The organism is Streptomyces sp. NBC_00683, from assembly GCF_036226745.1.
In the GTDB taxonomy this organism is placed as follows: domain Bacteria; phylum Actinomycetota; class Actinomycetes; order Streptomycetales; family Streptomycetaceae; genus Streptomyces.
Map to the genome: position 1 here is coordinate 2,676,724 of NZ_CP109013.1, position 18,574 is coordinate 2,695,297.

Sequence of the window (18,574 nt, forward strand, 5' to 3'; positions counted from 1 at the left end):
CATGCCTCGCGCAGCACACGCCGCACCCCTCACGTGGTTCAAGTCCAGCTACAGCGCGAGCGAAGGCGGCGACTGCCTCGAAGTCGCCTACGACTGGCGCAAGTCCAGCTACAGCGGTAGCGAGGGCGGCAACTGCATCGAGGTCTCCGCCCACCCCGCCGCCGTACACATCCGCGACTCCAAGGTCGCCGACGGCCCGGTCCTCACCGTGCGCCCGGCCGCCTGGTCCGCGTTCGTCAGCGCCGCGGCCTAGCACTTCAGCGCAGATCGAACGTGCCGCCCAACGTGGCGGTGGTGAAGTCGGACGGTACCGAGGGTGCTTCCGGACGACGGACATCTGACGCGTCCACCGGCAGTGACGGCAATGACGTGGGCGTGGCCACAGACGGCAGTGCCGGAACCGGTGCGCCGGATTCGATCGATATCTCCACGGTCACCGTGCCCGACGGCTCGTGGGTCCTCGGCGGCTCCTCCGGAACGGATCGCGAGGCGCCCTGGAGCGCCCGGTCGATGCGATGCGGGTCCGGCGAGGGGGATGCCCCGTGAGGACGTGCCCGAGCGCGGGGAGCGGGGAACTCCACGGCCGGGGCGGCACGCGCCACCACAGCTTCGGGCCTGCTCCCGGAAGGCAGGCCGTCCGGCCGGTCGAGGGGCCCGGCCGGCAGAACCGCTCCCGCCACGGCGAGCGTCATCGCCGCCGATGTCGCCCCCGCGGACTGGGCGACGCCCGTACGGGGAAATCTGCGTGCGCACATCCACACGGTCGCGGCCAGCGTGAGGCTCCCGGCCAGGACGTTGCGCAGCGACCGCCTGGCTCTGGCGAGCAGTGACTCGGTCGCCCGGTAGCTCAGTCCCATGGTCCGGGCCACCTGTCCGACGTCGAGGTCCTGCGCCTGGAGCCGCAGCGCCTGCACCTGGCGGGCGGGCAGCACCTCCGCGGTGCGGGCGGCCAGCCATCTGGCCTCCGCCCGGTCGCATGCCACCTCCTCGACCAGGAAGGGCTCGACCGGAACGGCGGAGAGGCTCCTGCCCAACTCCCGGTCGCGGGCGACCTCGCGGTGACGGTCGGCGCATGCGCGTACGGTCGCGAGCCTGAGCCACGAGCGCACCCGGCCGAGCTGGACGTCAGGGTCCTCCACCGCGCGGATCATCGCTTCCTGAACGGCGTCCTCGGCCTCTTCGGCGCTCGATGAGCGACTGCGCGCGATCTCCAGCAGTTCGTCCCGGTGACTCCAGACGAGCTCCCACCGGTTGCCCTGGCCGTCCGGACGACGAGCGGCACGGGGATCGCTCACGTTCAGAACCTCTGGTCCATGGTTTCCGGTCCGATGTGCATGGATCACGGTGCGGCCCCTATGCCCCGCGACCTGGCAGGTGTCGGGGCATACGGGCTCAGCGCCGGATCAGACCGCGAGAGTCGCGGCGGAGCCGAGCCCGGCGACGCCGAGCACGTTGCCACCGAGGGCGCCCGAGAGGCTGCCCGCGAGCGGCAGCGCGCCCAGGTCGGCGCCGACCGCACCGGTGATGCCGCCGACGAGCGGCGCCTCGAGCGAAGCCGCGCCGGCGAGGCCGCCGGACACGGCGTCCAGGTCCGCGTCGGAGATTTCCTGGGTCTGTACCTGGGGGGCGGAGCTCATCATGTGAATTCCCTTCGCATCAATTCCGAATGACTGGAGCCAACTCCGCAATAGCGAAAGGCCCTTGCCGCTGCCGCGAATACCGAAGCCTCGCCTTGCGCCCGAAGGCGGCGAACTTCACCGCGGCGCGATGTGAGGGATGTAAGCACGTGAGGGCGTTGCGGGGCCAGCCTTCAGCCGTCCCGCGAATTGCCCTCGGGTATCGACGGGACAGCACGGTCACATTGCTCCATGGACCGGTGCAGATTCTTCACTTTCCCGACCGACGGACGTTCCGGCGGCCGAATTTTCGATCCGCCACGAAAGGGACATTGTCGGCCGCCGACGTGACGGATCCGGTCCGCACCCGGAAAGCCGCGGGGCGCGCCCCGCCACCTGCGGACACGGTGTGCAGATCTGCCGCAGACGATCCGGGCCCGCCCGCCGGAAGCTCGGTCGGGGGCCTGATTCCGGGCCCGCGGACGGGTCTCGGCCGCGGTGACCCGCCGACCGGCCCCCGGCCGGTCCGGCGGACGAGCACCGGTTCCGCGGTGCCGCGCCTCCCGTACCACTCTTCGCCGCATGTCTGTACGCGCATCGGCGCGCGGTGTACGTTCTCGGGCCGATAGGCAATGGGAGCGCTCCCACCGCTCTTCCCGCTTCGCACGAGGAGGAACGCCATGAAACGCCTGCTCGCCTTACTGGCGACCTGCGCGACAGTCCTGGGCCTCACGGCCGCGATCGCCCCCCAGGCGGCGGCCGCGACCGGCTGCAGGGTCGATTACACAGTCACCAGCCAGTGGACGGGCGGCTTCCAGGCCGGAGTGAAGATCACCAACCTGGGCGCCCCCGTCACGGGATGGACCCTCGGGTTCGCCCTGCCGGACGCGGGGCAGAAGATCGCCCAGGGCTGGAACGCCACCTGGTCGCAGTCCGGTTCCACGGTCACCGCCGTCGGCGTCGACTGGAACCGCACGCTGGCCACGGGCGCGGCGGCCGACGTGGGCTTCACGGGTACCTTCACGGGCGCCAACCCGAAACCCACGGCGTTCACGCTCAACGGCGTCGCCTGTACGGGTGCCACCGAGGAGCCACCGCCCGTCCCGGCCGACGGCACCCCCGTGGACATCAACGGCCCGCTCCACGTCTGCGGCGTGAACCTGTGCAACCAGTACAACCGCCCCATACAGCTGCGGGGCATGAGCACGCACGGCATCCAGTGGTTCAGCGAGTGCTACAACGCCGCGTCCCTGGACGCATTGGCGAAGGACTGGAAGTCGGACCTGCTGCGCATCGCCATGTATGTGCAGGAGGACGGCTACGAGACCGACCCGGCGGGCTTCACCAGCCGCGTGAACGGCCTCGTCGACATGGCCGAGGCCCGCGGCATGTACGCCCTGATCGATTTCCACACCCTGACGCCGGGCGACCCGAACTTCAACCTCGAACGTGCGAAGACGTTCTTCGCCTCCGTCGCCGCCCGCAACGCCGACAAGAAGAACGTGATCTACGAGATCGCCAATGAGCCCAACGGCGTGAGCTGGTCGGCCATCAAGAACTACGCCGAGCAGGTCATCCCGGTGATCCGGGCCGCCGACCCGGATGCCGTCGTCATCGTCGGAACCCGCGGCTGGTCATCGCTGGGAGTCTCGGACGGCTCCAACGAGAGCGAGGTCGTCAGCAATCCCGTCAATGCCACCAACATCATGTACGCGTTCCACTTCTACGCGGCGAGCCACAAGGACAACTACCGCACCACGGTGAGCCGGGCGGCTTCACAACTGCCGCTGTTCGTGACCGAGTTCGGCACGGTGAGCGCCACCGGCGGTGGAGCGATGGACGCGGCGAGCACCACGGCCTGGCTGAACCTGCTCGATCAGCTGAAGATCAGCTACGCGAACTGGACCTACTCCGACGCCCCCGAGAGCAGTGCGGCCCTCCGGCCCGGCACCTGCGCCGGCAGCGACTACAGCAGCAGTGGTGTGCTGACCGAGTCCGGGGCGCTGCTCAAGAACCGGATCAGCACTCCCGACAGCTTCCCCACCGGCTGACGTCCGACGGGGCTCCGGCCGGGCCGGAGCCCCGCCCCGGTGACGGGAACCGCTCCCGTCACCCTTCCGCACCCCCTCACCCCCTGCCTCGGAGGCACACGTGCGCGTCCTTCTCCCACGATTACTGCACAGGCGGTGGACGGCGGTCCTCACGGCCGTCGTGCTGCTGGCGTCCGGCTTCACGGCGATGTCCGCGAGCGGCGCGGAGTCCGGCTGCCGGGTCGACTACACCGTGAACAAGTGGACGGGCGGCTACACCGCCCAGATCAAGGTCACGAATCTCGGCCCGGCACTGGACGGCTGGCGTCTGAACTGGACCTACACCGGCGACCAGCAGGTGACTTCGGCGTGGAACGCGAGCGTCACCCAGACCGGGAGCTCCGTCGTCGCCGTGGGTTCCGGCTGGAACGGCACGCTGGCCACGGGTGGCACGGCCGACTTCGGCCTGCAGGGGACCTGGCGCTCGGCCGACCCCGCACCCAGTGACTTCAGCCTCAACGGCACGCCCTGCGGCGGTGACGGCACCCCGCCGCCGACCACTCCCCCCACGACCACTCCCCCGACGACCCCGCCGCCCACGACCCCGCCCGCCGCGGACTGCGGCAGCGCAGTGATCTGTTCCGACTTCGAGGACCAGACCGGCCCCGCTCCGTCCGGCGCCTGGCAGTTCACCGCACCCGACTGCCAGGGCACCGGCACGGCTGCTGTCGACACCGTGGTCGCGCACAGCGGCGGCAGGTCGCTGCGGATCGACGGCGGGACCGGCTACTGCAACCACGCCTTCGTCGCCTCCACCGCGGACCTGTCCTCGGTGGGTCCGGTGATGTACGTACGCATGTGGGTGAGGCACACCACCGCGCTCCCCGCCGCCCACGTCACTTTCGTCTCCCTGCCCGACAGCTCCCAGGCCGGGCGGAGCCTGCGCGTCGGGGGCCAGAACGGCGCCCTGCAGTGGAACCGGGAGAGCGACGACGCCACACTGCCGGCGCAGAGCCCGGTCGGCGTGGCGCTGAGCAGGCCGCTGCCGACGGGAAGCTGGCAGTGCCTGCGGTTCGCGATCGACACGACGGCCCCCGGTCTCGACACCTGGCTCGGCGACGAGCAGATTCCGGGCCTGCACGCCGACGGTGTCCCCACACAGGACATCGACCAGCAGTGGCTCGCCCGCACCGCACCGCCCCGGCCCACGGCCCTGCGCCTGGGGTGGGAGAGCTACGGGACGGGCGACGACACCCTGTGGTTCGACGATGTGACCGTCGGCTCCGCTCCCATCGGCTGCTGACGGTCCACCGACCGGAACACCGGGGACGACTGCGTCTGCCCCGGTGTTCCCTCGTTTGCGTGAGCCGCCTTCGGGGCCGGGCTCGGCCCGCAGCCCACGGGACAACATTGGTATGGACATGCCCAACCGGCAGGACTAGCCTCAGAGTTGGTCTAGACCGCAGCGTGCCGCCGGCCCCCGCATCCCCCCACTGTGCCCTCGGCGCAGCCCACAGAAAGGGCCCCCATGCCTCGACTGTCGCGACGCAAGGCAAGAAACACGTGCACCACCCGGCTTCTGGCTGTCGCGCTGGCGGCCGCGGGAGCCGCCCAGGCGCTGATCGGCACGGCACCGGCCGCATCCGCCGCCACCGGGGCGCCCTCCGCGAACTCCGCGTCCCCGGCCGCCGCCACCTGCGCCCTGAAGGCCCGGCCGCAGGGCAAGGTGCTCCAGGGGTACTGGGAGAACTGGGACGGAGCAGCCAACGGCGTCCACCCGCCGTTCGGCTGGACCTCGATCGCCGATCCGCGCATCCCCCAGCACGGCTACAACGTCGTGAACGCGGCCTTCCCGGTCATCCGCTCGGACGGCACCGTGCTGTGGGAGGACGGCATGGACGCCACCGTCAAGGTGCCCACGCCGACCGAGATGTGCCAGGCGAAGGAGGCGGGGCTCACCACCCTGCTGTCCATCGGCGGCGCGACGGCCGGCATCGACCTCAGCTCCACGGCGGTGGCCGACCGCTTCGTGGAGACCGTGGTGCCGATCCTCAAGACGCACAACTTCGACGGCATCGACATCGACATCGAGACCGGCCTCATCGGCAGCGGCAACATCAGCACGCTCTCGCCCTCGCAGTCCAACCTGATCCGGATCATCGACGGGGTCCTCGCCGCCATGCCCGCCGGGTTCGGCCTGACCATGGCCCCCGAGACCGCCTACGTCACCGGCGGCAGCGTCGTCTACGGCTCGATCTGGGGCGCCTATCTGCCGGTCATCAAGAAGTACGCCGACAACGGCAGGCTGTGGTGGCTGAACATGCAGTACTACAACGGCAGCATGTACGGGTGCTCCGGCGACTCCTACGAGGCCGGCACCGTGCAGGGCTTCACCGCCCAGACCGACTGTCTGGACCGGGGCCTCGTCGTGCAGGGCACGACCATCAGGGTGCCGTACGACAAGCAGGTACCCGGTCTGCCCGCCCAGTCGGGAGCAGGTGGCGGCTACATGGCGCCCTCGCTCGTGTCCCAGGCGTGGAACGGCATCAGCGGCCTCAAGGGGCTGATGACGTGGTCGATCAACTGGGACGGGTCGCGCGGCTGGACCTTCGGCGACAACGTCAAGGCACTGCAGGGGCGTTGAGCCGGTCCCGCCCCGTCTCCGACAGGCGCCCGACCGGCGGCCGGGGTCTTTCGTTCGGATCAGGCCGGACCTCGCGAGCCCGGCATGATCCGAACGAGAGGCCCTAGGGTTCAACGAGAGGCCCTAGGGTTCTCGGAGGGCGGCCGAAGCCAGTTGCGTTGGCTTCGGCCGCCTTCTCATGTGCCCGTCAGTTCAGACGGCGGCGCAGCCACCAGACGCAGAAGCCGGTCAGCAGCCCGGACAGGGCGAGGAAGATCGCTGTCTCGATCCACTGGAACGGCCAGTAGCGGTCGGCGGGATGGTAGGACACCTCGACGTGGAGGTCGGACTCCGCGAAGCACTTGATGGCGTCCGTGTCGCGGCTCGCGCAGCCCTCGGCCCCCCGGACCTCCCGGCCCGCCGAATCGAGCACCGGCCCGGTGCCGGACACCACCCAGGCGCCCGGTTTGGACACGCCGACGTCCAGGCTCGCGTTGTCCTCGTCGCCGGACAGGAGGATGTTCGTCGCCGTCCACTCCGGCGTGGCGGACGACTCGGCGCCGCCCTCGTCCCCGGGCATGGTGATCGCCTTGAGCGATACGACGGCATGTTCCGGCGCGATGAGGTGCGGACGGACGGCGAAGGGCATGAGCACCTGGACCGCGACGAACAGGGCGAGTGTGGCCGCCATCGCGGGGACCGTTCTGCGGATCAGCAGTCCGGCGCAGGCGCCGGCGGTGAAGGCGAAGGCCGCGTAGGCGAGCGGGACGATGCCCCGCCCGTCGAAGAGGACGGGCGTGAAGCGTTCGCTGTAGACCTCGTCGAGCGGGGCAGCCCACCAGGTCACCCCGAGGCTGAGCAGTCCCGAGACCGCCACGGCGCTCAGGCCGACCGCCGAGAGTTTGACCGCGAGCCAGTGGGTGCGGCTGATGCTCTGGTTCCAGACCAGCCGGTGGGTGCCGGTCTCCAGCTCCCGGGCGATCAGCGGCGCACCCCAGAAGATCCCGAAGACTCCGGGGACGGCGATGACGAGACCGGTGGCGAGGAAGTACAGGGACTCGTACTCGGTGATGAACGCGTTCTTGGCCGATCCGCAGTCCGCGCCGCAGCCGAGGATGTTGCTGTCGTAGGTGTCCCGGATCTGGATCCCGGTGACCAGGAGGGCCGCCGCGATCACGACGAGGGCCGCGAGGGCCACCAGGGTCTGGACTCGGTACTGGCGCCAGGTGAGCCAGATCATCGCTGTGCCTCCAGTGCGGAACGGCCGGCCGGGCGGGCCCTGCCGTCGGCCATGTACGTGAGGACCAGGTCCTCCAGGTCGAGGGGTTCCAGGACCCAGGCGGGGTCGTGGACCGGGGCGGCGGCCCGGACGATGAAGGTGCTCTGCCGTTCGGTGTGCGTGGCCGTCAGGACCCGCATCCCGTCCGGCAGGTCCTCCGCGTCGCGGCGGGCCGTCGTGAGCCGGAAGTGCGTGCCCAGGAGGTCGTCGACGTCGCCGGCGATCTGCACGCGGGAGGCGACCAGGGAGACCAGGTGGTCGCAGACCCGCTCCAGGTCGGAGACCAGGTGCGAGGAGAGGATGACGGTGGTGCCGTGCTCGGCGACGTACTCCATGAGTCCCTGCAGGAACTCGCGCCGGGCCAGCGGGTCCAGGGCGGCGACCGGCTCGTCCAGGATGAGCAGTTCGGGGCGCTTGGCCACGGCGAGGGTCAGGGCGACCTGGGCGCGCTGGCCCCCGGAGAGCTTGCCGACCCGCTGGGCGGGGTCCAGGCCGAGGTCCTGGATCCGGCCCTGGGCCAGCTTCTCGTCCCAGGCGGGGTTGAGCCGGGCACCGAGGCGCAGGTGATCGGCGATGGACAGCCCGGTGTACGTCGGGGTGTCCTGGGCGACGAAGCCGACCTTGGCCAGCTGTGCGGGCCCGGATGCGGGGCGTCCGCCGAGGACCTCGATGGTGCCCGAGGTCGGGGTGATCAGCCCGCAGGCCAGCTGCAACAGGGTTGATTTTCCTGCCCCGTTGGGGCCGACCAGGCCGACGACCCGGCCGGCGGGCACGCTCAGGGTGCAGTCGTCCAGCGCCTGGCGGCGGCCGTACCGCTTGCCCAGGCCTCTCGCTTCCAGAATTGCGGTCATTTCTCCTCTTCGGTGGAGGTGCGGAAGGTGCTCAGGAACAGGGCCTCGATGCTCTCCTCGTTCAGCCCCGCTGCTCGCGCCCGCTCCAGCCAGCCGCGCAACTCCTGGCGCAGCGGCTCGTGTTCGGACAGCGAGGCGTCGCTGAGGGTGCTGGACACGAACGTGCCGACGCCGGGCTTCTTGGCGACCAGGCCCTCGTACTCGAGCTCCCGGTACGCCTTGAGCACGGTGTTGGGGTTGATCGCGACCTTGGCCGCGACGTCCTTGACCGTGGGCAGCCTGTCGCCCTCGAACAGCAGGCCCAGCCGCATCGCTTGACGCACCTGGTGGACGAGCTGCAGGTACGGCGCGACGCCGGACCGGGAGTCGAGGTGAAACTCGATCACCGTCTCCTCTATTCATCTAGGTTCCTAGCACTATAGGACTCTAGCGACCCCGGATCTGTCAACGGAACCGGCCGAGCACGCAGAAAAAGGGCGGCACATGTGCGTGCCGCCCTCGGGATCCGTACGCCGTACGCCCTAAGGGTGTTCGCCCGGACCTTCCGCGTTCGGAGCGAAACGGGTGGGCGAGAGGGCGGTGTCCTCCTCGCCCGGTTCCAGCAGAGTGGCGGCGGCGCCCACGATGAGCGGGTCCGGCCGGCCGACGGCCTCGACGTCCTTCGCCGCGTAGTCGATACGGGCCAGGAGACTGCGCATGGCCTCGATGCGCGCGCGGCGCTTGTCGTTGCTCTTCACGACGGTCCACGGCGCGTGCGCGGTGTCGGTGACGCGGAACATCTCGACCTTCGCCGTGGTGTAGTCGTCCCAGCGGTCGAGGGAGTCGATGTCCGTGGGCGAGAGCTTCCACTGCCGTACCGGGTCGACCTGGCGGATGGCGAAACGGGTGCGCTGCTCGGCCCGGGAGACGGAGAACCAGAACTTCACGACGATGATGCCGTCCTCGACGAGCATGTCCTCGAAGGCCGGGCACTGTTCGAGGAACAGCTCGTACTCCGGCTCGGTGCAGAACCCCATGACCCGCTCGACACCGGCCCGGTTGTACCAGGAGCGGTCGAAGAAGACGAGCTCGCCCGGCGCCGGCAGGTGGGCGACGTAACGCTGGAAGTACCACTGCCCCCGCTCGCGGTCCGTGGGCTTGTCCAGGGCGACGATGCGGGCGCCACGGGGGTTGAGGCGTTCGGTGAAGCGTTGGATGGTGCCGCCCTTGCCGGCCGCGTCCCGCCCCTCGCACACCACGACGACGCGCGCGCCGGTGTCCTTCGTCCACCGCTGGAGCTTGAGCAGCTCGATCTGCAGGATGCGCTTGGCGCGGTCGTACTCCTTGCGGCGGATCTTGCGGTCGTACGGGTAGTTCTGCCGCCAGGTCTTGATCGGCCGGCCCGCCTCGTCGAGCAGGACCGGCTGTTCCGGCCTGCTGGTGTCTACGGTCAGCCCGTCCAGCAGCTGCTTGCCCACCTCGTCGCGGTCCACCCTGCCCAGCCTGGCACCCGTTCGCACCGGATGCCACCGGATGGCGGACACAGCACGCACCCTCCCCCGGTACCGACACCCGCGGAGAGCTAAGTAAGGTAACCCTAATAACGGCAGGTCGGCGATGAGCTGCCGCATCCCACGAGGTACGGAGAAACCCTTGTCGAACGCCGCGCCCGCCGCGCCCTCCCGTACCGGGGACCCGCTGGCCGGAGCCGTGCCCCTGCAGTCGGCGGAGCAGCTGCGGGAGATCCTCGGCGTTCCGTGGCCCCTCGTCATCGACAAGGTCCATGACACGCTCACCGACGACGACCTCGGCCTGCTGGCCCGTGCGCCGTTCTGCGCCGTGTCCACCTCCGACGCCGACGGCAACTGCGACACCTCCCCGCGCGGCGGCGAGCCGGGCTTCACCCGGGTCCTGGACGCCCGCACCCTCGCGCTGCCCGACCTTCCGGGCAACCGGCGCGGCGACAGCTTCCACAACATCCTGGCCAACCCGCACGTCGGCCTGCTCTACCTCATACCCGGGGCGATGACCGTTCTGCGGATCAACGGCCGCGCCCGGATCCTCACGGACGCACCGTTCTTCGACGACATGACGGTCAAGGGCAAGCGTCCGGATCTCGCTCTGGTCGTCGAGATCGACGAGATCTACCTGCACTGCCCGGCCGCCCTGCGCCGCTCCGGGGTCTGGGCCCCGGACACGTGGGAGGGAGCGGGCCGGGATTGAGGGCCTGAGCCGGAACCCCTGAGCCGGCGCCCTGGGTCAGAACCCGCCCCCGCCGAAGTCGCCGCCGCCGAAGCCGCCGCCGTCACCGAACCCTCCGCCGTCACCGAAGCCGCCGCCGCCGAAGCCCGAGGAGTCGAAGTCGGAGCCGGAGGAGTCGCCGCCGCTCCACTCCCCGCCGCCGCCGAAGTCACCGCCGCCGTACTCCGACGCGTAGGCCGGGGTGGCGAGCATCGAGCCGAGCATGGTCCCGACCAGCAGGCCGGGCAGCAGGCCGCCGCCGAAGTAGCCGCCCGCCCAGGGGCCGTACGCGGGGCCCGCCTCCCAGTACGGGCGGCGCCGGCCGTCGCCCACGTCGACCGTGCGGCTCATCGGGTCCTCGCCCTCGCGCAGCCGCACCTCGTCCGCGCCGCAGACCGGCACGTCCCGGGCCGCGCCGCCGGACGGGCTCCACAGGACGTCGGCGACCGACGGGCCGTGGCGCGGGTCGAAGAAGCAGGGCGGGCGGCGGGCCGGGAGGGCGCCGCCCTTGCGGCGGGCCTCCAGGACGGCGAGGGAGAAGCGGCCGTCCTCCAGGGCCTGGGTGACCCCGCGCACGTCGGAGGGGTGGCGGGCATTGCCCATACGGGACTTGGCGTCCTCGTAGGAGTCGAGCGCGCGCTCGTAGTCCGTGCGCATCGCGTCGTCGGCGCCCGCCTCCGCGGGGTGGAAGTCCAGCCGGTCCAGGGTTTCGCCGTACGCGGTGATGTCCTCGTCCACGACGACCCGGAGCTTTTCGAGAGAGGCCTGTTCCTCTTCCTCCTTGCGCTTCCTGTTGCGGCGGACGATCGCGTACGCGCCCGCGCCGCCGGCGACCGCCACCGCGCCCAGTGCGATCAGGCCGGCCGCACCGGCCGCGCCGTTCTCGTCGCCGCCGGTGCCGGACCACGAGGCGGGGGCGCTGCCCCTGGCCTGTTCGACGGCACGGTCGACGAAGGCGTTGAGCTGGGTGGCTGCGCTCGTGTCCGTGCCGGGCGCCTCGACGGCCGTGGTGAGGTTGTCCACCGCCCGGACCGGCATGACCTGCGGGTCGGCACCCGCGTCGAACCCGTCGCCGAGCCGGACCGCGTAGACACCGGTGATCCCGGTGTCGGTGCGGAGGTTCTGGAGGAGGTTCTGCTCGGGGTATTCGGACGTCGCCGGGAGCACGGCCACGAAGACCGGCTTGTCGGCGTCGAGGATCTTGTCCTCCAGGGCCTTCTCCTGCGAGGCGGAGAGCAGGCCGGTGGCTGCCGGGTCCACGTACACCGGGTCCTCGCGCAGGGCCTGCCCGGCCTCGTCGACGGTGGCGGGGGCGGCGGACACGGCCGGTGCAGCGGGGGACAGCGCCAGCACGGCCGCCGTGAGTATCAGCAGCAGGAAGGCCCAAAGGGGGGCGAACAGCCTCTTCCGCATACTCCGAAAGTAACCCAAGTGGGCGACAAATGCGCCGCCCACTCGGGCTTCCTCCGTGTTGTTACGCGGCGCGGTACGCCGTGCGCAGCTTCGCCACCGCTCCGGTCAGGTCACCGGTGAGCAGCAGGTGGTCGGCCTCGGCGAACGGCTTGGACACCGCCGCTGTCGGCTTCCCGCCGGCCTTCTGCTGGACCAGCAGCCTGGCCTGGTCCACGATCGCCCTGCCCGCCGGGGTCTTCCCGAGGTGCGCCTTCTCCGCGAGTTGCGCGGCCGCGGCGAGGGCGGTGAGGGTGAGCTCGCCGCCTCCGGGGACCTTCTTCAGGGTGGTCAGTCCCCATCCGTAGGGGAACTGCGGGTCGTACGCCGCGTCGCCGACGTTGATCGGCAGCTGCGACTCGGACTTCGGCCAGGTCACCGGGAGCTGTCCGGTGAAGGCCTTCTTGCCGTAGAGGACGTCGGCGACGCCGTCGCCCTCGGTGCCCGGCAGCCAGGAGGCCACCAGCGCGTCGATGTCACCGAGCTTGTCGCCGATGAGCTGCGGGCGCCCGGAGACGATCAGGACCGCGCACTTCATCGCCGCGCAGACCTTGTCGACGGCTGCCTGATCGGCGGCCGTGAGCTCCAGGTCGTGGCCGTTGCCGACGTCACCGATGCCTTCGGCGTACGGGGTCTCGCCGACGACCACGACACCGACGTCGTAACCGTCCGTGGCAGCCGAGGCGTCCTTGGAGTACGTGGCGGAGGCGTTGTTCTTCCTGATGCCCTCCAGGATCGTCGTACCCGTGGTGGTCCTTCCGGATGCGCCCTGCCAGCTGACCGTCCAGCCGCCGGCCTGGTTGCCGAGGTCGTCGGCGTTGGATCCGGCGACGTACACCTTCTGGGACGGCCGGAGCGGGAGGACCGCGCCGTCGTTCTTCAGGAGGACCTGGGACTTGGCCGCCGCCTCGCGGGCGACCGCGCGGTGGTCCGCCGAGCCGACCTTGTCCAGGTTGGAGGCGTCCGCGTACGGCTTCTCGAAGAGGCCGAGGCGGAACTTCTGGGTCAGGACCCGGGACACGGCGTCGTCGATCCGGGCCTGGCCGATCCGGCCGGCGGTGACCTCGTCCTGAAGGGTCTCGGTGAATTCCTGGTAGCGCGTCGGGACCATGATCATGTCGAGTCCGGCGTTGACGGACGTCCGTACGTCACTGGCGTAGTCACCGGGGATCTGGTCGATGGCCTGCCAGTCGCTGATGACGAAGCCCTCGAAGCCCATCCGGTCCTTCAGCACACCGTTGATCATCTCGGCGTTGGCGTGCATCTTCACCGGACCCTCGTCGTCACCGAGGATGTCCAGCGAGGAGTACGACGGCATGACCGTGCCGACTCCCCGCTTCACGGACTCGGCGAACGGCGAGAGGTGGACCGCTTCGAGCTCCTCGCGGGTGACCTTCGTGATGCCCTGGTCGATGGGGTACGAGCCGGTGGTGGACGAACCGAACTCCGTACCGCCGTCACCGACGAAGTGCTTGGCGCTGGCCAGCACCTTGTCGCTCCGGGCCAGGTCCTTGCCGGAGGCGTGGCCCTGCATGCCGGTGATCACCGTCTCCATGGCTTCCACCAGGGCCGGGTCCTCGCCGTACGCCTCGTAGGAGCGTCCCCAGCGCTCGTCGCGGGTCACGCACACGCAGGGGGCGAAGTCCCACGGGATGCCGGTCGCGCGCACCTCGCTCGCGGTGACCGCACCGGTCTTCCCGGCGAGCTTCGGGTCGCGGCCCGCGCCGATGCCGATGTTGTGCGGCATGATCGTCGAGCCGATCACGTTGTTGTGGCCGTGCACCGCGTCCACGCCGTAGATCAGCGGTATCTGGAAGCGGGTCGCCTGGGCGCGCAGCTGGTAGGCGTCGACCATCTTCGCCCAGGCCGCGGCCGTGTTCGGGGTGGGTACGGAGCCGCCGCCGGAGAGCAGCGAGCCGAGGTCGTACGCGGCGATGTCGCCGGGGGACCTGAGCGCGTTGCGCTCGGCCTGGGTCATCTGGCCGGCCTTCTCGGCCGGCGACATCCTCGACAGCAGGTCCTCGACGCGCTTCTTCACCGGAAGCTTCGCGTTCTGGTACGGCAGTCCGTGGGCGTCGATGACGACCTGCGGGTTCTCCTTGGGCGGCTTGGCCCCGGTGACGGTGAGTTCGAGCGGGACCGTCTCGGCCGACTCCGCGCCGCCGTCCTTCCGCGTGGTCACCGAGACCGTGTGCGTGGTGCCGGAGGCGGTACCCGCGGGGAAGGTGTGGGTGCCGGTGACCGGGGTGTAGTCCTTGCCGGACTCGGCGCTGCCGCCCTGGGTCGTGTACGCGACGGTGACGGGCTCCTCGACGGGGACGGAGCCGGTGGTGGCGACGGAGATCCTGATGTCCGCCGTGCCGCCCTCCTTGACCGGGTGCACGGCCGAGTCGATGACGACGCCCGACTTCAGCGCGGGGTCGGCCTTCCCGTACAGCTCGACGGCGTCCATGGCGAACGCGCCGGGGGCGCCGGGCGGGAGCGTGAGGGCGTAACCCCACATCTCGTCGAGGCCGAGGACCTGGTCGATGCCGCCGACGGGCTGGTAGTCGGCCCGGTAGACGAAGTCCGCGAACGGGATCTCGACCTGGTGCCAGCCCTCCCAGTCGTCGGTGAACGAGGTGGTCCACAGCTCGGACGCGCCGCCGTTGGCGCCGCCGTCCTTGATCTCGAAGTGGATGCGCTTGCCCGAACCGGGCGGCAGGGGCGCGGTGTTCTGCCCGTACCACCAGAAGCGGATGCCCTTGTGGGCGGTCCAGTTCTCCGGGGGCTGGTCGACGGCGAACTCGTGGCTGAGTCCGCCCCAGGCGCTGATGTCGTAGGTGCCCTGGAGGACCTTGGCACCCTCGGGGGCGTCGGCGCGCTCCTTGAACTCCAGAGCGGGGTGGTCGTCGGCGTCGCCGCCCCAGGTGAAGAGGGAGTCGGCGGGCGGGTTGCCGAGCGGGACCTCGCCCTCGAAGCGGTCGACGAGTACCGGTGCGGGCTCGTCCCCCGCGGCTGCCGCGCTGGGGACGGCCCCGGCGAGCAGTCCGGCGAGGACCGTGACGGCGGCGAGCGCGGCGGTCGCCGGTCTCGCTCGGTTGAGTGGGCGGGTGTGCGGTGTGCGTGGCATTGCGGCTCGTCTCTTGTTCGGTCGTTCTCCGGTGTCGGCTACTTCTGCTCGACCCGCACCCAGTCGATCTCCGCCTTGATGCCGCCCTGCGCGACACGGTCGACGCTGGACTGCGGGAGACCCCAGTAGGGCTGGGTGACCTTGTTCCACCCGGCGGGGTAGGCGCCGCCGAGGGCGAGGTTGAGGATCACGTACTGGTTGTGGTCGAAGACCCACTTGCCGCGGGTCGACTCCAGCTTCTGGCGGGAGGTCTGCTGGACGACGCGGTCGTCGACGGTGAACGTCATGCCCTCGGGCGTCCACTCGACGCCGTAGGTGTGCCACTGGTCGGCGCGCCCGCCGTTCGGGAAGGTCTGCTGCTTGCCGATGTTGCCGTCGGCGGAGTAGCCGGGTCCGTGCAGGGCGGAGCTGGTCCAGTCGCCGTATCCGATGTTCTCCATGATGTCCGTCTCACCGGAGCCCGGCCAGGAGACCGCCGGGTCGTCGACGTCGCTGCCCAGCATCCAGAAGGCGGGCCAGTAGCCGTCGCCGACCGGGAGCTTCATGCGGGCGCTGACCTTGCCGTAGGTGAAGTCGAACTTGGTGTTCGTGTCGACCCGGCCCGAGGTGAAGTCGAAGGTGCCGTTGGGCGTGGAGGTGCAGCCCTTGCAGTACTTGGACTCCAGGACCAGGGCGCCGTTCTCGGTGCGGATGTTGTTCGTCGAGTCGACGTAGGCCTGCGACTCGCCGTTGACCGGGCCCATCTCCGTACCGGTGCGCACCACACGCCACCTGGAGCGGTCCAGGCCCGAGCCGGTGAAGTCGTCGAAGAAGCGGGTGGTGTACGCGCCGCCCTGGTCCTTGGGCAGGGCCGGGTAGGCGGCAGCGGCGTTGCCGCCGGTGCCCCAGACCTGGAACTCGTAGAGGGAGTAGCCGAACTGGGCGGTGGAGGGTGCCGGGTTGTAGAAGGAGCGGCGCTCCTTGCCGAGCATCCGGACGTAGCGGCCGGTCGCCGGGGAGGCCAGGTTGATCGTGTCGTGGCGCCCGACGGCGTCGCCCGGGGACTTCACGTCGGCGCGCCTGGCGGCGACCTCGGCGGCGGACGGGCGGTGGACGGTGCGCCAGTTCCTGTTGTCGTCGGAGACCTGGACCTCGTAGTCGACGGCGTAGGCCGCCTCCCAGTACAGGTCGACGCTGCTGATGGTGGAGGTGGCGCCGAGGTCGACGCCGACCCAGCGGTCCGCGTTCCAGTCGGAGGACCAGCGGGACCGGTCCGCCTTCAGGTCGGCGGGCCAGCCCCCGTCGGTGACGTAGGCGGGCGAGTTGCCGGCGTGCTGGTAGAGGTTGCCGAACGTGGGGTGGTTCAGGGCGAGGTTGGCGCGGGTCGTCGAGGCGGGGGCCGGCTCGCCTCCGTACACCTGGAAGGAGAAGAGGGAGTAGCCCCAGGCGGTGGCCCGCTCCACTCCGCGCATCCGGACGTAGCGGCCGGTGACTTCCTGCGGGTACGTGTGGGCGGTGACGGTGCCGCCGGTGCCTTCGGTCTCCGTGTAGAAACTCGTCCAGTCGGTGCCGTCCTTGGAGACCTCCAGGACGTACCGCTTGCCGTACGCGGCCTCCCACTCCAGCTTGACCTGGTTGATGCGGATGGTGGAGCCGAGGTCGATACGTATCCAGGCGTCGTCGGCGAAGTTGCTGGACCAGCGGGTGGCGGCGTTTCCGTCGGCGGCGGCCCCGGGTCCCGATGCGCCGTTCTCACTGCCGGACGCGGTGACCGAGCCGGGGTCCGCGGTGTAGGCGGACGCGGCTCGGTCCGTGTCCCAGGCAGCGGCGGCGGCCCGGACCGCGGGGTCGGGGGTGGGTGCGGCGAAGGCCATGGGGGTGGCGAGTGCGACCAGGGCGGCGGTGGTGGTGGCGAATAACGTCGTACGGGAGGGCATGTGGGGGTGCTCCAATGCGGGTCAGTCGTGACGAGCGTTCCGGGTGAGGTGGACCGTGTCGCGGTACCACTTGGCGCTGTCCTTGAGCGTCCGCTCCTGCGTGTCGTAGTCGACCCGGACGATGCCGAACCGCTTGTCGTAGCCGTAGGCCCACTCGAAGTTGTCCATCAGCGACCAGGCGAAGTAGCCCCGGACGTCGGCGCCCTGGGAACGGGCTTCGGACACGGCTGCGATGTGGTCGGCGAGATAGGCGGTGCGGTCCGCGTCGGGGACGGAGCCGTCGGCGGCGACGGTGTCGTCGAAGGCCGCCCCGTTCTCCGTGATGACGGTCGGCAGCGCGTAGTCGCGCTGGAGCCGCAGGAGCAGATCGGTGAGCTCGGTCGGGGTGATCTCCCAGTCCATCGCGGTGCGGGGCAGGTCGCGCTCCACACCACGGGTGACGGGGAGGCCGTCGGCGTCGGTGGGCGATCCGTCCTCGGTGACTCCGGAGAACAGGGCGCCGCGGTAGAAGTTGACGCCGAGGACGTCGAGGGGGGTGGCGATGGTGGCCAGGTCGCCGTCCTGGACGGGCAGTTCGATGCCCTGGGCCGCGAGGTCGTCGACGACGTCCTGCGGGTAGCTGCCGCGGACGATCGGGTCGAGGTAGAGGCGGGTGCCCATGCCGTCGGCACGGCGGCAGGCCTCGCGGTCGGCCTCGCTGTCGGTCTCCGGGGTGGCGGTGCCGAGGTTGAGGGTGATGCCGAGCTCGAGCGGGTTGTCGCCCGCGGCCTCCCGCATCCGCTGCGCCGCGAGGCCGTGGCCCAGCAGGAGGTGGTGGACGGCGCCCATGGCGTCGCCCATGTCGCTCCGGCCGGGGGCGTGGGCCCCGTAGGCGTAGCCGAGCATCGCCGAGCACCACGGCTCGTTCAGCGTGGTCCAGTGCTCGACCCGGTCGCCGAGCGCCTCGTAGGCGAGCATCGCGTAGTCGGCGAAGCGGAACGCGGTGTCACGGGCCGGCCAGCCGCCCGCGTCCTCCAGCTCCTGCGGCAGGTCCCAGTGGTAGAGGGTGATCCACGGGGTGACGTTCCTGTCCTGGAGCTCGTCGACCAGCCGCTTGTAGAAGTCCATGCCCTTGGCGTTGACGGGTCCCCGGCCGCCCGGCTGGATGCGCGGCCAGGCGAGCGAGAAGCGGTACGTGTCGACGCCGAGGCCCGCGATGAGCTCCACGTCCTGGGGCATCCGGTGGTAGTGGTCGCAGGCCACGTCGCCGTTCTCCGCGTTGTGCACGGCGCCCGGGACATCGCAGAAGGTGTCCCAGATCGACGGGGTGCGGCCGTCCTCCCGCGGGGCCCCTTCGATCTGGTACGAGGAGGTGGCGACGCCCCAGCGGAAGTCGGCCGGGAGTCCCTGGACGGCGGCGGGCTGCAGGCTGCGGGGCGTGGCGAGGTTCATGGGTCTCCGTAAGTCCTTTGTGGGGGTGCGGTAGGGCGTCGGGCGGG

The 18,574-nt window shown here is 70.7% G+C and carries 15 protein-coding genes; 5 read left to right on the forward strand and 10 right to left on the reverse strand.

The annotated features are described in order from the left end of the window. Position 1: 1 nt before the first annotated feature. Positions 2-253, forward strand: coding sequence for a DUF397 domain-containing protein (locus tag OG257_RS11670; RefSeq protein WP_329207049.1), 252 nt, complete (start codon positions 2-4; stop codon positions 251-253). Positions 254-257: 4 nt separating this feature from the next. Here OG257_RS11670 and OG257_RS11675 read toward each other — a convergent pair whose 3' ends face one another. Further along, positions 258-1,295 carry an RNA polymerase sigma factor gene (locus tag OG257_RS11675; protein WP_329207051.1) on the reverse strand — a complete coding sequence of 346 codons (1,038 nt, stop codon included), beginning with the start codon at positions 1,293-1,295 and terminating at the stop codon, positions 258-260. 108 nt (positions 1,296-1,403) lie between these two features. Further along, positions 1,404-1,637, reverse strand: a complete 234-nt coding sequence (locus OG257_RS11680) for a hypothetical protein (protein WP_329207052.1) — start codon at positions 1,635-1,637, stop codon at positions 1,404-1,406. A 659-nt stretch (positions 1,638-2,296) separates the two neighbouring features. Between OG257_RS11680 and OG257_RS11685 the strand changes: the two genes are divergently transcribed. The 3 genes from OG257_RS11685 (at position 2,297) to OG257_RS11695 (ending at position 6,290) form a co-directional block, all read left to right on the forward strand. After that, positions 2,297-3,667, forward strand: a complete 1,371-nt coding sequence (locus tag OG257_RS11685) for a cellulase family glycosylhydrolase (protein WP_329207054.1) — start codon at positions 2,297-2,299, stop codon at positions 3,665-3,667. Between the two features lie 187 nt (positions 3,668-3,854). Continuing rightward, positions 3,855-4,949 (forward strand): cellulose-binding domain-containing protein, encoded by a 1,095-nt coding sequence (locus OG257_RS11690; RefSeq protein ID WP_443054559.1) that lies wholly within the window; start codon positions 3,855-3,857, stop codon positions 4,947-4,949. Positions 4,950-5,174: 225 nt separating this feature from the next. Then, a complete protein-coding gene (locus tag OG257_RS11695) occupies positions 5,175-6,290 on the forward strand; it encodes a chitinase (RefSeq protein ID WP_329207057.1) in 1,116 nt (371 codons plus the stop codon). 187 nt (positions 6,291-6,477) lie between these two features. Here the strand turns inward: OG257_RS11695 and OG257_RS11700 are convergent, their stop codons facing one another. From OG257_RS11700 to ppk2, 4 genes are all read right to left on the reverse strand, one after another. Beyond that, positions 6,478-7,509: an ABC transporter permease subunit gene (locus OG257_RS11700; RefSeq protein ID WP_329207059.1), complete on the reverse strand. Its 1,032-nt coding sequence runs from the start codon at positions 7,507-7,509 to the stop codon at positions 6,478-6,480. Further along, a complete protein-coding gene (locus OG257_RS11705) occupies positions 7,506-8,399 on the reverse strand; it encodes an ABC transporter ATP-binding protein (RefSeq protein ID WP_329207061.1) in 894 nt (297 codons plus the stop codon). The genes OG257_RS11700 and OG257_RS11705 overlap by 4 nt, the downstream gene beginning before the upstream one ends. Beyond that, a complete protein-coding gene (locus OG257_RS11710) occupies positions 8,396-8,785 on the reverse strand; it encodes a GntR family transcriptional regulator (protein WP_329207062.1) in 390 nt (129 codons plus the stop codon). The genes OG257_RS11705 and OG257_RS11710 overlap by 4 nt, the downstream gene beginning before the upstream one ends. A gap of 135 nt (positions 8,786-8,920) precedes the next feature. Beyond that, positions 8,921-9,871, reverse strand: a complete 951-nt coding sequence (gene ppk2, locus OG257_RS11715) for a polyphosphate kinase 2 (RefSeq protein WP_329207064.1) — start codon at positions 9,869-9,871, stop codon at positions 8,921-8,923. Between the two features lie 160 nt (positions 9,872-10,031). Between ppk2 and OG257_RS11720 the strand changes: the two genes are divergently transcribed. Beyond that, the gene (locus tag OG257_RS11720) at positions 10,032-10,601 is read left to right on the forward strand and encodes an MSMEG_1061 family FMN-dependent PPOX-type flavoprotein (protein WP_329207066.1); all 570 of its coding nucleotides are present in this window, start codon (positions 10,032-10,034) and stop codon (positions 10,599-10,601) included. Between the two features lie 36 nt (positions 10,602-10,637). On the opposite strand, the gene OG257_RS11725 is transcribed toward OG257_RS11720, so the two are convergent. The 4 genes from OG257_RS11725 to OG257_RS11740 all read right to left on the reverse strand — a co-directional run bounded on the left by OG257_RS11725 (position 10,638) and on the right by OG257_RS11740 (position 18,527). Further along, positions 10,638-12,032 (reverse strand): hypothetical protein, encoded by a 1,395-nt coding sequence (locus OG257_RS11725; protein WP_329207068.1) that lies wholly within the window; start codon positions 12,030-12,032, stop codon positions 10,638-10,640. 61 nt (positions 12,033-12,093) lie between these two features. After that, the gene (locus OG257_RS11730) at positions 12,094-15,180 is read right to left on the reverse strand and encodes a glycoside hydrolase family 3 N-terminal domain-containing protein (protein ID WP_329207070.1); all 3,087 of its coding nucleotides are present in this window, start codon (positions 15,178-15,180) and stop codon (positions 12,094-12,096) included. A 38-nt stretch (positions 15,181-15,218) separates the two neighbouring features. Beyond that, complete coding sequence (locus OG257_RS11735) at positions 15,219-17,096, reverse strand: discoidin domain-containing protein (protein ID WP_329207072.1); 1,878 nt, start codon at positions 17,094-17,096, stop codon at positions 15,219-15,221. Positions 17,097-17,117: 21 nt separating this feature from the next. After that, positions 17,118-18,527 (reverse strand): GH1 family beta-glucosidase, encoded by a 1,410-nt coding sequence (locus OG257_RS11740; protein WP_329207074.1) that lies wholly within the window; start codon positions 18,525-18,527, stop codon positions 17,118-17,120. Between the last annotated feature and the right edge of the window lie 47 nt (positions 18,528-18,574).